This window comes from Fenollaria sp. (genome assembly GCF_057222035.1).
In genome coordinates, this window is record NZ_JBXXYC010000004.1 from 16,555 (window position 1) to 32,551 (window position 15,997).

A 15,997-nucleotide genomic window follows, 5' to 3' on the forward strand; every position below is an offset into this window, starting at 1 on the left:
TAATTTGTTCGAATTAAATAAATTTAACAGTATTCAAATAGGCCTTGCATCAAGCCAAGACATCAGAGAGTGGTCTAAGGGAGAAGTTAAAAAACCAGAAACAATAAATTACAGAACATTAAAGCCAGAAGCAGAAGGCTTGTTCTGTGAAAAGATATTTGGACCTGTAAAAGACTGGACTTGTCACTGCGGTAAATACAACAAGATTAGATATAAAGGCATGATATGCGATAAGTGCGGCGTTGAGATTACAAGAGCAAAGGTAAGACGTGAAAGGATGGGCCACATTGAATTAGCTAGCCCATGTACACATATTTGGTACCTTAAGGGAACACCTTCAAGGATAGCCATAGTACTTGACGTTTCACCAAAAGAGCTTGAGCACGTTGTATATTTTGCTTCATATATAGTTATGGATCCAGGCAAAACTGGCTTAAAATACAAACAAATCTTAAATGAACAAGAATATTCAGAAGCTATAGAAATGTTTGGCTATGGTTCATTTGATGCAAGGATGGGCGCAGAAGCAGTTCTTGAACTTCTTAAGGCTATAGACCTAGATAAAGAAGCAGAAGAATTAACAGAAGAACTTGAAGGAGCATCCACACAAAAGAAGATTAAAGTTTTAAGAAAGCTTGAAACTATCGAATCATTCAGACAATCAGGCAATAGACCTGAGTGGATGGTTATAGAAGCACTTCCAGTTATACCACCAGATTTAAGACCTATGGTTCAACTAGATGGCGGTAGATTTGCTACAAGCGATTTAAACGATTTATATAGAAGAGTTATCAACAGAAACAACAGACTTAGAAGACTTCTTGAGCTATCAGCACCAGAAATCATCACAAGAAACGAAAAGAGAATGCTTCAAGAAGCTGTTGACGCACTAATCGATAACGGTAGACGCGGAAGAGCAGTAACTGGTCCTGGCAACAGACCACTTAAGTCTCTATCCGATATGATAAAGGGTAAACAAGGTAGATTTAGACAAAACCTACTAGGCAAGAGAGTTGACTACTCAGGTAGATCTGTAATTGTTGTAGGACCAAAACTAAAGTTCTACCAATGCGGTCTTCCTAAGATGATGGCACTAGAACTATTCAAGCCATTTGTTATGAGAAGACTTGTTGAAACAGGCAAGGCACATAACATCAAGAGCGCTAAGAGAATGGTCGAAAGAGCTAAATCAGATATTTGGGACGTACTTGAATACGTTATCAAAGATCATCCAGTGCTATTAAACAGAGCACCGACTCTTCACAGACTTGGTATTCAAGCCTTTGAACCAGTTTTAGTTGAAGGTAAGGCAATAAAATTACACCCACTAGTATGTTCAGCATATAACGCCGACTTCGACGGTGACCAAATGGCTGTCCATCTACCATTATCAATCGAAGCACAAGCTGAAGCAAGACTTTTAATGCTTTCAATTAACAATATATTAGCACCAAAAGATGGTAAACCAATTTCAATACCATCACAAGACATGGTACTAGGATGCTATTACATGACACTTGACATAGAAGGAAGCAAAGGCTCAGGCCACGTTTTCCAAGACTATGACGAGATGATAAAAGCTTATCAATTAGGACTAATAGATTTACACGCAAAAGTTAAGGTTAGAGTAAAACTTAATGAAGAAGACAGAGGTAAACTTGTTGAATCAACAGTTGGTAGATTTATTCTTAATAAGAAGATACCTCAAGACCTTGGCTTTGTAAATAGAGAAGAAGATCCATATTCACTTGAAATTGATAGAGTTGTTTCAAAGAAGACTTTAGGAACTATACTTGATAAGTGCTATCAAAAGCACGGTAACATCGTTACTAGCAAGCTTTTAGACCATATTAAATCAACTGGTTATAAGCACTCAACACTTTCAGCAGTATCTATATCCATGGCGGACGTTGTAGTTCCTAAGGAAAAGACTGCTCTAATTGAAAAGGCTCAAAAAGAAGTTGAAAAATACGAAAAGGCTTATAGAGACGGTTTCATGACTGAAGAAGAAAGATACGAAGGCGTTATCAATATTTGGAACGGTATCACTGATGAAGTTACTGATGCGCTTATGAAATCACTAGACCCACTAAACAATATTTTCATCATGGCGGACTCTGGAGCCAGAGGTAGTAAGAACCAAATTCGTCAATTAGGCGGTATGCGTGGTCTGATGGCATCATCAACTGGTAAGACAGTAGAAATCCCTATCAAGTCAAACTTTAGAGAGGGACTATCAGTACTAGAGTTCTTCCTATCATCACACGGTTCTAGAAAGGGTCTATCAGATATCGCCTTAAAGACAGCGGACTCCGGTTACCTAACAAGAAGATTAGTTGACGTATCACAAGATGTTATAGTTACTGAAGACGATTGCCATACTGATGAAGGACATACTGTTAGAACTATAAGAGATGGCAAAGAAATTCTTGAAGAGCTAGAAGAAAGACTTATCGGTAGATACGCTTTTGAAGATGTAATAAACCCTAAAGACGGCTCAATCATAGTTAAGAAAGACGAGCTTATTGATGAAGATACAGCTCACTTCATCCAAGAAATTGGCATAGAAGAAGTTAAGGTAAGAAGCGTTCTTACTTGTCAAACTAAGCACGGTGTTTGCGCTAAGTGCTATGGAAGAAACCTTGCTACAGGAAACAATGTTAATATTGGTGAATCAGTTGGTATCATCGCCGCTCAATCAATAGGTGAGCCAGGTACACAGCTTACAATGAGAAACTTCCACTCAGGTGGGGTTGCCAATGCAGACGACATCACTCAAGGTCTTCCAAGAGTTGAAGAGCTTTTCGAAGCCAGAAAACCAAAAGGACAAGCACAAATCGCTCAAATTTCAGGTATTGTATCAATAAATGAAGACGATCCACAACAAAGAATCGTTGTCATAACAGATGACAAAGAAGGCACAGCAGTTGAACATCCTGTTAATTATGCAGCAAGACTTAAAGTTCATGAAGGCGACTACATCGAAAAAGGTAAAGAAATCACAGAAGGTAACGCATCACCTCAAGAAATTATGAAAGTTCTTGGCGCAGAAGGCGTTGAAGACTATATAATAAAAGAAGTTCAAAGAGTATATAGAATGACAGGTATCGATATCAATGACAAACACATTGAAATCATCTGTAAACAAATGCTTAAGAAAGTTAGGATAGAAGCACAAAATGATTCTTCATTCTTGCCAGGAGCACTTGTAAATATATATGACTTCATTCACGAAAACAAAAAACTTAAAGAAGAAGGTAAAATACCAGCTGAAGGTAAAAGAATACTTCTTGGTATATCTAAGTCATCACTAGCGACAGATTCATTCTTATCAGCAGCTTCATTCCAAGAAACAACAAGAGTTTTAACAGAAGCAGCTATTAGAGGCAAGAAAGATGAGTTAGTAGGACTTAAGGAAAACGTTATCATAGGTAAGATCATACCAGCAGGTACAGGCATGCTTAAGTATAGAAACATCAAAGTTAAAGAAGACGAAACAGTTTTGAAAAAACAAATGGAAGAAGAACTTAAGAGAAAGAGAAGAGAGATAGACGACACAAACTTGTTTAAAGATTTTGATGAAGATGAAAGAGAAAAGAAATCTAAGAAGACAGAAGAAACTGGTGAAGAAAGCACAGATGCATCTGATACTATCGAACTAGATAAAATCATTAAAGATTTACTAAACGAAGAAAAAGAAAAAAAGTCTTCTAAAGACAATTAATAATTAAATGATTAAATAATGTTAAGAAAGTCAAGATATTTTGTTAAAACGCACAAAAATATCTTGACTTTTTTCGTAATGCGTGGTACAATTCAGTTATGCGTGAAAGTTCACGCTATTAATAGAGCTAAAGGAGGATGCTTAATGGATACCGACACCTTGGGGCCTAGCAGTGTAGTTGGGTTTAAACAGGTAATAAGAGGGCTAAAATCTAATTTATTTAAACAAGTTTTTATCGCTCTTGATGCAGATAAGCATATTAAAACACTTATCGAAGAAGAGGCAGATAAAAAATCTGTAGATGTTGTTTATATAAACACAAAAGAAGAGTTAGGAAAGCTCTGTGGTATTGAAATAAATGCAGCTGCCGCTGCTTTATTAAAATAATTTTTATGTAAGGAGGTGCTTTGATGCCAACGATTAATCAATTGATCAGAAAAGGAAGATCAAAAGTAGTTTACAAATCTAAATCACCAGCTTTAGATACAACTTATAACTCACTTAAGAAGAGACAATCTTTAGTAAATGCTCCACAAAAAAGAGGAGTATGTGTTGCTGTAAAGACAGTTACACCTAAGAAGCCAAACTCTGCCTTAAGAAAAGTTGCTAAAGTTAGACTAGTTAACGGATATGAAGTTTCAGCTTACATCCCAGGAATTGGTCACAACTTACAAGAACACAGTGTTGTTCTTATAAGAGGTGGAAGAGTAAAAGACCTTCCCGGCGTACGTTACCACATAATTAGAGGAACATTAGATACTGCCGGAGTTGAAAACAGAAAACAAAGTAGGTCTAAATACGGTTCTAAGAAACCTAAAGAAGAAAAGAAGTAAAAAAATTATTTAGTCGTTGAAATGCAAAGCATTAAATAGATGATGAGCATTTTGGCGCTAGACGGCTTTTAGAGATTTGCCGAGTACCAATGAATCTACTAAGATAGTTAAGGAGGGAAGAAAAAGTGCCAAGAAAAGGACACGTGCCTAAACGTGAAGTAATGCCCGATGCAAGATACAATGATGTTGTAGTTACAAAATTAATAAACTCAATCATGCTTGACGGCAAAAAAGGCTTAGCTCAAAGCATAGTTTACGGGGCATTTGATATAGTTGCAGAAAAGACAGGTGAAGACGCTCTTGAACAATTCTACAAGGCTATGAATAACATCATGCCAGTACTAGAAGTTAAAGCAAGACGTATTGGTGGTGCTAACTACCAAGTTCCGTTGGAAGTAAGACCTGAAAGAAGACAAACTTTAGCAATTAGATGGTTAGTACAATACTCCAGAGCAAGAGGAGAAAAGACTATGGTCGAAAGATTAGCTAAAGAGTTGATGGATGCAGCCAATGGACAAGGTGCTTCTGTTAAGAAGAGAGAAGAAGTTCATAGAATGGCTGAAGCAAATAAAGCATTTGCACATTATAGATATTAATAATAAGGGGGAAAACTTGTGCCAAGAGAAATTGCACTAAAAGATGTCAGAAACATCGGTATTATGGCGCACATTGACGCAGGTAAAACAACCACTACAGAAAGAATTCTTTATTATACAGGAAAGATTCATAAGATAGGAGAAACTCACGAAGGCGCTGCTACCATGGACTTCATGGTTCAAGAGCAAGAAAGAGGTATCACTATCGGTTCAGCAGCAACAACATGTTACTGGAAGAATCATAGAATCAATATCATAGATACACCGGGCCACGTTGACTTTACAGTAGAAGTTGAACGTTCCCTAAGAGTTCTAGACGGTGCGGTTGCTTTATATGACGCTAAGGGGGGAGTTGAACCTCAAAGCGAGACTGTATGGCGTCAAGCTGATAAATACGGTGTACCTAGACTTGCATTTGTTAATAAAATGGACGTTGTAGGTGCAAACTTTGATAGAACACTAAAGATGATGAGAGAAAGATTAAACGCTCATCCAATAGCTGTTCAATTGCCAATAGGCAAAGAAGATACATTTAAGGGTATCATAGACTTAATCTCAATGAAAGCTGAATTATACGAAGATGATCTAGGAACTATCATTCAAGAATCAGATATTCCAGAAGATCTTTTAGAAACAGCTCAAAAATATAGAGAAGAAATGATCGAAGAAATCGCTGATTTCGACGAAGAAGTTATGGAACTATACCTAGGCGGTGAAGACGTTCCTAACGATATGATTAAAAAAGTATTAAGAAGAGAATGTGTTGCTAACCAAGTAACACCAGTTCTATGCGGTAGTGCATACAAGAACAAGGGTGTACAATTCCTTCTAGATGCTATAATTGATTATTTACCATCACCTATCGATATACCACCAGTTACAGGTACAGATAGAGATGGAGAAATAATTGAAAGAGAATCAGCAGATGATGCTCCATTAGCAGCATTAGCATTTAAGATCGTTACAGACCCATTCGTTGGTAAACTTGCTTATGCAAGAATTTACTCAGGTGTTCTAAAGAGCGGTTCTTATGTATTTAACTCATCAAAGGGTAAGAGAGAAAGAATCGGACGTATCGTATTAATGCATGCTGATAAGAGAGAAGAAATTGAAGAAGCTTACGCAGGATCAATCGTTGCTATAGTAGGTTTAAAAGTTACAGGTACAGGGGATACACTATGTGCTGAAGACAAACCAATCATACTAGAAAACATGGAATTCCCAGAACCAGTTATCTCAGTAGCGATAGAACCAAAGACAAAAGCTTCACAAGATAAGATGACTCAAGCTTTATTAAAGCTTGCTGAAGAAGACCCAACATTTAAGACATATACAGATGAAGAAACAGGTCAAACAATCATCGCCGGCATGGGCGAACTTCACCTAGAAATCATTGTAGATAGACTTTTAAGAGAGTTCAAAGTAGAAGCAAACGTTGGTAATCCACAAGTTGCTTACAAAGAATCAATCAAGTCAACTGCAGAAGGCGAAGGTAAATACGTTAAACAATCAGGTGGTCGTGGACAATACGGTCACGCTAGAATCAGAATCGAACCTCAACCAGCAGGAAAAGGTTACGAATTCGTTAACGCAATCGTTGGTGGAGCTATTCCAAAAGAATACATTGGACCAGTTGATCAAGGTATACAAGAAGCACTACAATCAGGTATCATAGCTGGTTATCCAGTACTTGATGTAAAAGTTACTTTATACGATGGTTCATACCACGAAGTCGACTCATCAGAAATGGCATTTAAGATTGCCGGTTCTATGGCAATAAAAGATGCTCTTAAGAAAGCATCACCTACACTTCTTGAACCTATGATGAAAGTTGAAGTAACAACTCCTGAAGAATATATGGGAGATGTAATCGGAGACTTAAACTCAAGAAGAGGTAGAATTGAAGGTATGGAACTTGATAACGGAGCACAACACGTTAGAGCATTCGTTCCACTTTCAGAAATGTTTGGATATGCAACAAGCCTTAGAAGTAACACACAAGGTAGAGCTAACTACTCAATGCAATTCGATCACTACGATCCAGTTCCAAACAGCATATTAGAAAAAGTCATTGGAAATAAATAATTTTTTATAGGAGGTAAAAAATGGCTAAACAAAAATTTGAAAGAACAAAACCACATGTTAACATTGGTACAATCGGTCACGTTGACCACGGTAAAACAACATTAACAGCAGCTATAACATTAGTACTAAATAAGAGAAACGGTACAGGAGAATTCGTTGATTATGCAAATATCGACAAGGCTCCAGAAGAAAGAGCAAGAGGTATAACAATTAATACTTCTCACGTTGAGTATGAAACACCTAATAGACACTATGCTCACGTTGACTGCCCAGGCCACGCCGACTACGTTAAGAACATGATCACTGGTGCTGCTCAAATGGACGGCGCTATCCTAGTAGTATCTGCTGCAGACGGTCCAATGCCTCAAACAAGAGAGCACATCTTACTTGCTAGACAAGTTGGTGTACCAAAGATCGTTGTATTCCTAAACAAAGAAGACCAAGTAGACGACCCAGAACTTATCGAATTAGTTGAAATGGAAGTTAGAGAACTTCTTAACGAATACGATTTCGACGGAGACAACACTCCAATCGTTGTAGGTTCAGCTCTTAAAGCTCTTGAAGATCCAGACGGACCTTGGGGAGATAAGATCGTGAAACTTATGGAAGAAGTTGACGAATACATTCCTCAACCAGAAAGAGCTACAGATCAACCATTCCTAATGCCAGTAGAAGATATCTTCTCAATCACTGGTAGAGGTACAGTTGCTACAGGTAGAGTAGAAAGAGGTACAGTTAAGGTTGGAGATACAGTTGAACTAGTTGGTTTAACTACTGAAATCAGAGACGTAGTAGTAACAGGCGTTGAAATGTTCCACAAACTACTAGACGTTGCTGAAGCTGGAGATAACGTTGGTCTACTACTAAGAGGTGTTCAAAGAGACGAAATCGAAAGAGGTCAAGTACTTGCTGCACCTAAGACAATCAAACCACACACTAAATTTAAAGCAGAAGTTTACGTTCTAACTAAAGAAGAAGGTGGACGTCATACTCCATTCTTCAACGGTTACAGACCACAATTCTATTTCAGAACTACAGACGTTACTGGTAACATCACACTAGAAGACGGAGTAGAAATGGTAATGCCTGGTGATAACGCTAGATTTAACATCGAACTTATCACACCTATCGCTATTGAAAAAGGACTTAAGTTCGCTATCAGAGAAGGCGGTAGAACAGTAGGTGCCGGAGTTGTATCTGAAATTATCGAATAATTTCGAATAATATAATTTAGATATATTATTAAAGAGAGCTGAAAGGCTCTCTTTTTTGTGCTCTTATTAATAGTTTTAATAGATGAATAATTCATTAAAATTCATACCTTAAATTATAAAATTTCAAATGCATTATAATCTTAAGAAAATTAAAAAAATAGTAGGAAGTATTTCTTCCTACTATTTCAAAATATTATTTAAATTCAAATGTAGTCGTCTTTTCTTCGCCGCCATCGCCTTTGTAGATTAGCTCGAACTTTTCTGCTTTGCCTTTTGCGTGATCGAAGTAAAATAATACATGTTCTGTTTTGCCGCTTGCGATATTTAGCTTAAACTTAGCTGCATCGTATTTACCTCTGTCTGTGTAAAGTGTTGCGCTAAGTAGCGATCTATCCCATTTCTCAGTGTTCATAAGCTTTGCTCTGACTTCCATGCCCTTAGTAACTTTGCCTACGGATATGAATTTTATGTTGATGGAGTCTTTTTTATAGTTTTCATCGCCCCAAGCGTGTGGCTCGTATATTGATGGCGAGAACTTGAATACATTGTTTTTGTCTTTGTATATATAGATGTATTGCACTGTTTTTGAATCGTTGTAGCTAAGTGTGTATCTAAGTTCTATTGCATCTTCGTCAACTTGTTTTGCCTCAACGTCTGATACATCAACTTTTATATCTTTCAAAGCTTCAGAAAGCTCTTTGTTATGCTCCCTGTAGGCATCTCTTGTGATATCAACTGCTGTTAAATACTCATCACAAACCATTTCTGAGAATGCTTCGTAATTTTTATCTTCAATACTCTTTTTAATAAAGCGTTTAAGCTCGTTAACGAAGTCATCGTCGATGTCTTCGTCCATCGGTTCCTTGCCTTCACTGACGTTCCAGTCCTTTATCATGTCCTTTGTAAATTGTACGCGTTTTTTTGAGCATGCAGTCAAAGCCATTAGCATGGCAAGTAGCATAAGCATAAATAAAATAAATTTCTTTTTCATAATTCACCTCAACATTAGATATATTACTACATATATGCCTTTTTGTCAAGCTTGACAAAATTTATCTCTTGTTGTAAGATTGAGCTAAGTAGGTGATGATTATGGATTTGATTTCATATAGAAGATTATTTCATAAAATTCCTGAGCTTGGCTTTGAAGAGGTTAAGACGACTAAGGAAATTATTAAAATATTAAAAAATCTAAACTGTAAACTTTATTATGGCAAAGCCATCTATGAAGATGGTGCAGAAAGTGATATAAATGACATTGACAAGGGCTTCACTGGGGTGATGGCTGAGTTTGGCAAGGCCCCGTACTTTTTATTTAGAGCTGACATTGATGCACTTAAGATAAAAGAGACGGAGGATGTAACTCATATACCGAACCTTTTTGGATTTGCTTCGACTAATAATAACATGCACGCCTGTGGCCACGACGGACACATAGCCTTGGCACTTAGCTTATGTGAGCGCTTTAGCGAATCTGGTGACTCTGTTAGAGTTTTATTTCAGCCGGCTGAGGAAGGTGTTGGCGGCGCAAGACGCATGGCGGACTTCATTACAGAGGATGTTGATGGATTTTTATCTTATCACATTGGTTTAGGCGAGAAAAAAGGCTATATCGGTGTGGGTACTACTGATTTCATGGCGACTACAAAGCTTGATATGAGCTTTTTCGGTAAGTCAGCTCACGCAGCGAATGCACCAGAAGAAGGTATATGCGCCTTAACCATTGCCATGGCTTTTATAGACATGATAAAGGACCTTACAGTCGATGCTCATCATAAAAAACTTATCAACATCGGAATTATTAATGGCGGGGGTCAAAGAAATGCGATCATGGATAAAATTACCTTAGGCATGGACCTTAGAAGTGATAGTGACGAGGCGATGGATGAGATGCTTGAAGCGATGGAAAATATTGCAAAATGTGTATCTGATGCAAAGGGAGCGAAATATGAGCTTGATATAATCGCAAGGGCTAGTGCATATAAGGAAGAAAATGTTAATCTTGTGGATAGAACAATTAAAAAGCTTAATGAAAATAGCGTAAAAACTGATAGAATGCCAAGTTTTGGAGCGAGTGAGGATGTAACCTATTATCTAAAAAAACTTAAGCAAAAGAATGTTCCTGCCATGCATTTAATGCTGGGAACAAATTTAAAAGGACCTCATCACAGCGATGTGTTTGATTTTGATGAAGAGGATCTTGAATATTTTTACAAGGCTATAGGACTTGTATATGATGAGATGAAAGAAGAGTGATGAGCTCTTCTTTTTTAATCTCTTTAAACTTTTTGCATATCAGCACAATAAAATCATTGCAAAAAAAATCTATATATGTTATAATATTTTTGTGGAGGAATTTTATCTTCACACTAAATTTTTTTACTCAAAACGCTTTTACAAAGTAAATTGATAAAATAACTATATTATATATGAGGAGGAAAAAATATGAAGGCTTACGATGCAAGCAAAATCAGAAACGTATCCCTTTTGGGACACAGTAGCAGTGGTAAAACTATGTTAGTTGAATCACTTTTATACGCAACAGGCGCTATCTCTAGGATGGGCAAGGTTGAAGACGGAAATACTGTTGGAGACTTCTCTATAGAAGAGAAACAAAGAAAGGTTTCTATTAATACAAAGGTTATTCCTGTAGAATATAATGATGTTAAATACAATTTTCTTGATACACCTGGTTACTTTGACTTTATTGGCGAGATGTATGGTGCAAAGAGAGCATCTGAAGGCTCTATTCTAGTTATAGACGCACAAGCAGGTGTTGAAGTAGGTACTGAAAAAGCGTGGAAAAACTTAAATAAATATCACACTCCAAGATTTATCTTCTTAAATAAGATGGATAAGGAAAATGTTAAATTTGACGAAGTTTTGGAAGAGATAAAAACAAAACTTGGTGGACACATAGTTCCACTAGTTATGCCTATAGGTGAAGCTGAAGGCTTTAAGGGCATGGTTGACTTAATTCAAGATAAGGCATATAGCTATGAAAACAGAAAGAGAACTGAAATTCCTGTTCCAGCTGAGTGGGATGGCTACATTGAAAAGCTTAGAGGCGAATTAAATGAAGTAGTTGCCGAAACATCTGAAGAACTAATGGAAAAATTCTTTGCTGGGGAAAAGTTTACTGACGCTGAATTTAAAGAAGGTATAAAACAAGCTGTTAGAAACGGTGAACTTACTATACTTATGGTAGGTAGTGTTGAAAAAGGCATAGGCATGGAGCTACTTCTTCATAAGATTCAAAGATATTTCCCTGCTCCAAACGAAGTAGGCGAGTACAAAGGCACATGGAAAGATAAAGAAGAAGTGAGAAAAGTTGATGAGAACGAACCATTCTCGGCAGTTGTTTTCAAGACTATAGTTGACCCATTCGTAGGAAAGCTTTCTTTATTCAAAGTTATCTCTGGTAAGATTACAAAATCTACACCATTATACAATGCAAGCCAAGACGTAGAAGAAAAACTTGGCGGATTATTCTATTTAAGAGGTAAAACTCAAATTGATACTGACGCCATCATCGCGGGAGACATAGGTGCTACAAGTAAGCTTGAACACGCTCGTACTGGCGATACGCTATGCGACAAGGCTCGTCCTGTTATATTCGAGCGAATTGTTTATCCAAAGCCAACTCTATATATGTCAGTAAGACCTGTAAAACAAGGCGAAGACGAAAAGATAGGCGTTTCACTTAACAAGATGACTGCAGAAGACCCAACATTTGAAGTGCTTAGAAATCATGAGACTAAAGAGCTTCTAATCGGCGGTCAAGGTAATATGCAATTAACAGTTATTAAAGATAAATTGAAAAACACATTTGGCGTTGAGATTGAACTTAACGATCCAAAGATTGCTTACAGAGAAACAATCAGACAAAAGGCTGAAGTTCAAGGTAAGCACAAGAAACAATCAGGCGGCGCTGGTCAATACGGTGACGTTTGGGTAAGATTTGAGCCAAACGATGGCGACGACTTTGTATTTGCTGAAGAAGTATTCGGTGGAGCGGTTCCAAAGAATTTCTTCCCAGCAGTTGAAAAAGGTCTTAGAGAATCACTTGAACATGGCGTTTTAGCAGGCTATCCGGTAGTTCATGTTAAGGCAACATTATACGATGGTTCATACCACGATGTTGACTCAAACGAAATGGCATTCAAGATCGCTGCACAATTAGCATTTAAGAAGGGTATGCAAGAAGCAAAACCAATCTTGCTTGAGCCTATAGTTAAGGCAGAAATAAAAGTGCCAGAAAACTACCTAGGCGACGTTATGGGCGATATGAACAAACGTAGAGGCAGAATCTTAGGTATAGATTCACAAGATGACGGTACACAAGTAATTACAGCAGAAGTACCTCATTCAGAAATGTTTAGATACGCAATAGACCTAAGAGCGATGACACAAGCAAGAGGCTCCTTCCAAATGGGCTTTATTAGATACGAAGAAGTACCACAAGACCAAGCAAATAAGATTATAGAAGCAGCCAACGCAGAAAAAAATAAATAATATATTTTTTCAAGCACGGAGTGCCAAGGTTCCGGGGTTCCCTGCCAATGCGAAGCATTGAGCAAGGGTCGGGTTCTTCTATTTTACATCGCTGAAAGCGATGGCAAGGTTCACGTCCGCAAGGACGGGGTTCTTTTTCTCTTCCGCTGCCGGAGGCGGCGGTATGAGCAAGAAGAAAATTTAATAAAAATATACAATATTAAATATATTTTTTCAAGCACGAAGTGCCAAGGTTGTTAAGTCCATGCACCAAGAGAACGAGTGAAACGAAGTTCGATTGGCAATGCATGCCTTATGCCAGAGATCACAAAGGTATCGAGCGAAGCGAAGATAGCTTTGATTGATCTTACGGCCGGGACCCAATAAACGCTTTAGCGTCGTCATTGGGTGAGGTTCTTCTAATTATTCTCTTCCGCTGCCAGAAGCGGCGGTACTAGCAAGAAGAAAATTTAATAAGAATATACAATATTTAATATATTTTTTCAAGCACGGAGTGCCAAGGTTCCGGGGTTCCCTGCCAATGCGAAGCATTGAGCAAGGGTCGGGTTCTTCTATTTGTTCTCTTACATCGCCGGAGGCGATGATGAATAAGAAGAGCATAAGATTAACAAATACAAATATTAAATATATTTTTTCATATTTATTCTCTTAAGGAGGACGTACTAATTAGGGTACGTCTTTCTTATTTTGCGGATCCAATGTATTACAATTATGTAAGATTTTCATGTTTTACATCGCTAAAGGCGATGGCAAGGTTCCGGGGCACCCATCCAACACGAAGTGTTGAGATAGGGTCGGGTTCTTTTTCTCTTAGGGAAACACACAGGTTTTACTTGTGTGTTTTTCTTTTATCCAAACAAATCCATTCGCAATTCTAATGAAAATTTATACAAAACATTAACATTTTTGTTTATCCGTTGTAAATCTTGGGTACTTATGGTATAATAGTCAAAGAAGGTCAAAGGTGAGAAATATGTTAAGTGATGAAATTCAATATTTTTTAAACAATTTACTTGAAGAAGAAGGCGGCAGCATACTTATAAAGCGTAATGACATTGCCATAAGATTTAACTGTTCGCCAAGTCAAATCAACTATGTCTTAACGACAAGGTTTGCGCCTCACTTTGGTTACTACATTCAGTCAAGAAGGGGCGAGGGCGGCTATATCAAGATCGAGAAACTTGATCTTTTAGAGGATGAAGACGAGTACAAAGAGATACTTATGGACGCCATTGGCGAGAGCATCACCATCAAAGAAGCTCATGACATCATCAGAAAGCTTTGTGATGACGAAATCATTACAAAAAACGAGCAAGAAATAATTCTTGCGTCTATTGATGACAGGGCTCTAACTATTGATATAGATAAGAGAAATGCACTTAGAAGTGATATATTAAAAAACATCCTACTAGTTTTACTTAAAAGGGGGTAGTAAAATGTTATGCGATGAATGCCACAAGAATGAAGCGATGATTAATTTAAAATTAATTTTAGATGGAGAAGTTATTGAAAAGCACTTATGCACTGAATGTGCACTAAGAGATTTTAATGAAATGAATCAAGGAGAATACGGAGAATATACGAATATGAATATAAATGAAAGCGATATAAGAAGTCTTTTTGAGGGTTTGCAAAAGCTTTTTGGGACTTTTGAAACTGAAGAATTTGAAGAAAAAGAGTGTCCAAACTGTCACATGAAGTTTAGTGATTTCAAAATGAATAGAACGCTTGGCTGCGAGGAGTGCTACAAAACATTTGCCTACGAGATCAGACCGATTTTGAACTCATTAAGAGGCGAAAAAACTTATGAAGGCCTATTACCTAAGAGGTATATCGATGCAAATCCAATGCATACAGAGATACTTGCTCTTAAGAAAGAGTTAGACAATGCAATTCAAGAAGAAAATTATGAAAGAGCGGCTGAGCTTAGAGATGAAATCAAGGCTAAGACTTCGAATGAAAAAGTGAAAGATGGCGAGAACAATGACGATTTACAATAAATACATCTTAAACACCATAGTCTCCTTAAAGAGAAATATCAAGGGCTATAAGTACCCTGACATGCTGATGTGGTCAAAGCTTAACGAAATTTTGAACATGGTTTTAGAAGCGTTAAAAAACACTAGCTACAGTTTTATGCTTTATGAAGTGTCAAACATGGATAAGGAAAAATTTGAATATTTTTTAGCAAAGGGTTTTATGGATGAGTCAGTAAAAGAGAACATTACTAGAACTAAACTTTTGCTTGATGAAGACAAATCCATCGCTATAGTTATAAATAACAACGACCATATCGAGATTAGAGTGCTTGGAACAGCAAGTGCTGACGAGCTTGTAGACGTCGCCATAGATATAGAGCGTGAGCTTGATAAGTCGATAGACTTCCAATTTGATGAAGACTACGGTTATTTGACTAGTGACCCTGTTAATATTGGTAACGGTATAAACATTGCTAAGATTGTGCATCTATACAGAAGAGACGAGTTTAAGAAGGATGAGCTAATAAGCGATGACATGGAAAAAATCAGACTTACTCCGCTTATTGGACCTGATGGTTATAAGATAGAGGATATCTACATCTTAGACGCGAACATCAATAAATTTACTAATATCGAGTCATTTAAAAAGCTTTCCATGCTGACTGACCAAAACATCATTGTCTACGAGAATGAAAATAGACGCAGATATCTTGAGCAAAACTACATCTTGATGAAAGACAGAATTATGAAGGCTTTGGAGATGATTAAGGTGGCGAGCCTTATCACTTATGACGAGGCACTAATTTATTTATCAAATCTAATGTTCGCAAGAAGCATGGACCTTCTCAATCCAGCTGAAGCAAGCATTGATGCGAGTCTTTATCTAATGATAACGCCTGAAGCTATTGAGTATACTTACTCTATTAGCGATAAGTCTGAAATTGACCAAAAAAGAGCGACTATACTTAGAAAAAAGCTTGGCAAGACAAAATTTATTGACAAGGATATTAATGAAGAAGAAAATAAAGATTTATAGAATTATATAAAGAAA

12 protein-coding genes are annotated in these 15,997 nt (G+C 37.2%); 11 read left to right on the plus strand and 1 reads right to left on the minus strand.

The genetic code is table 11. The annotated features are described in order from the left end of the window. Positions 1-4 precede the first annotated feature (4 nt). From rpoC to tuf, 6 genes are all read left to right on the plus strand, one after another. The gene (rpoC, locus tag AC2UOP_RS04285; protein ID WP_484832756.1) at positions 5-3,724 is read left to right on the plus strand and encodes a DNA-directed RNA polymerase subunit beta'; all 3,720 of its coding nucleotides are present in this window, start codon (positions 5-7) and stop codon (positions 3,722-3,724) included. Between the two features lie 144 nt (positions 3,725-3,868). Beyond that, positions 3,869-4,111: a ribosomal L7Ae/L30e/S12e/Gadd45 family protein gene (locus tag AC2UOP_RS04290; RefSeq protein ID WP_019214111.1), complete on the plus strand. Its 243-nt coding sequence runs from the start codon at positions 3,869-3,871 to the stop codon at positions 4,109-4,111. Positions 4,112-4,134: 23 nt separating this feature from the next. Further along, positions 4,135-4,557, plus strand: coding sequence for a 30S ribosomal protein S12 (rpsL, locus tag AC2UOP_RS04295; RefSeq protein WP_019214110.1), 423 nt, complete (start codon positions 4,135-4,137; stop codon positions 4,555-4,557). A 125-nt stretch (positions 4,558-4,682) separates the two neighbouring features. Beyond that, positions 4,683-5,153, plus strand: coding sequence for a 30S ribosomal protein S7 (gene rpsG, locus AC2UOP_RS04300; protein WP_019214109.1), 471 nt, complete (start codon positions 4,683-4,685; stop codon positions 5,151-5,153). A gap of 18 nt (positions 5,154-5,171) precedes the next feature. After that, positions 5,172-7,238 (plus strand): elongation factor G, encoded by a 2,067-nt coding sequence (gene fusA / locus AC2UOP_RS04305; RefSeq protein WP_085839623.1) that lies wholly within the window; start codon positions 5,172-5,174, stop codon positions 7,236-7,238. A gap of 20 nt (positions 7,239-7,258) precedes the next feature. Next, entirely contained in the window at positions 7,259-8,452 is a 1,194-nt protein-coding gene (gene tuf / locus AC2UOP_RS04310) for an elongation factor Tu (RefSeq protein WP_484832757.1), read from the plus strand. Between the two features lie 193 nt (positions 8,453-8,645). Here the strand turns inward: tuf and AC2UOP_RS04315 are convergent, their stop codons facing one another. Continuing rightward, the gene (locus AC2UOP_RS04315) at positions 8,646-9,443 is read right to left on the minus strand and encodes a hypothetical protein (protein WP_484832758.1); all 798 of its coding nucleotides are present in this window, start codon (positions 9,441-9,443) and stop codon (positions 8,646-8,648) included. A gap of 101 nt (positions 9,444-9,544) precedes the next feature. Here AC2UOP_RS04315 and AC2UOP_RS04320 point away from each other — a divergent pair, with 101 nt between their 5' ends. From AC2UOP_RS04320 to AC2UOP_RS04340, 5 genes are all read left to right on the plus strand, one after another. Then, on the plus strand, positions 9,545-10,708 hold the full coding sequence (locus AC2UOP_RS04320; RefSeq protein ID WP_484832759.1) for an amidohydrolase: 1,164 nt from the start codon (positions 9,545-9,547) through the stop codon (positions 10,706-10,708). A 189-nt stretch (positions 10,709-10,897) separates the two neighbouring features. After that, positions 10,898-12,967, plus strand: coding sequence for an elongation factor G (gene fusA / locus AC2UOP_RS04325; protein ID WP_484832760.1), 2,070 nt, complete (start codon positions 10,898-10,900; stop codon positions 12,965-12,967). 973 nt (positions 12,968-13,940) lie between these two features. Continuing rightward, positions 13,941-14,399: a CtsR family transcriptional regulator gene (locus tag AC2UOP_RS04330; protein WP_484832761.1), complete on the plus strand. Its 459-nt coding sequence runs from the start codon at positions 13,941-13,943 to the stop codon at positions 14,397-14,399. A 4-nt stretch (positions 14,400-14,403) separates the two neighbouring features. Continuing rightward, positions 14,404-14,967: a UvrB/UvrC motif-containing protein gene (locus AC2UOP_RS04335; protein ID WP_085839618.1), complete on the plus strand. Its 564-nt coding sequence runs from the start codon at positions 14,404-14,406 to the stop codon at positions 14,965-14,967. Beyond that, a complete protein-coding gene (locus tag AC2UOP_RS04340) occupies positions 14,939-15,982 on the plus strand; it encodes a hypothetical protein (RefSeq protein WP_484832762.1) in 1,044 nt (347 codons plus the stop codon). The genes AC2UOP_RS04335 and AC2UOP_RS04340 overlap by 29 nt, the downstream gene beginning before the upstream one ends. Positions 15,983-15,997: the final 15 nt, after the last annotated feature.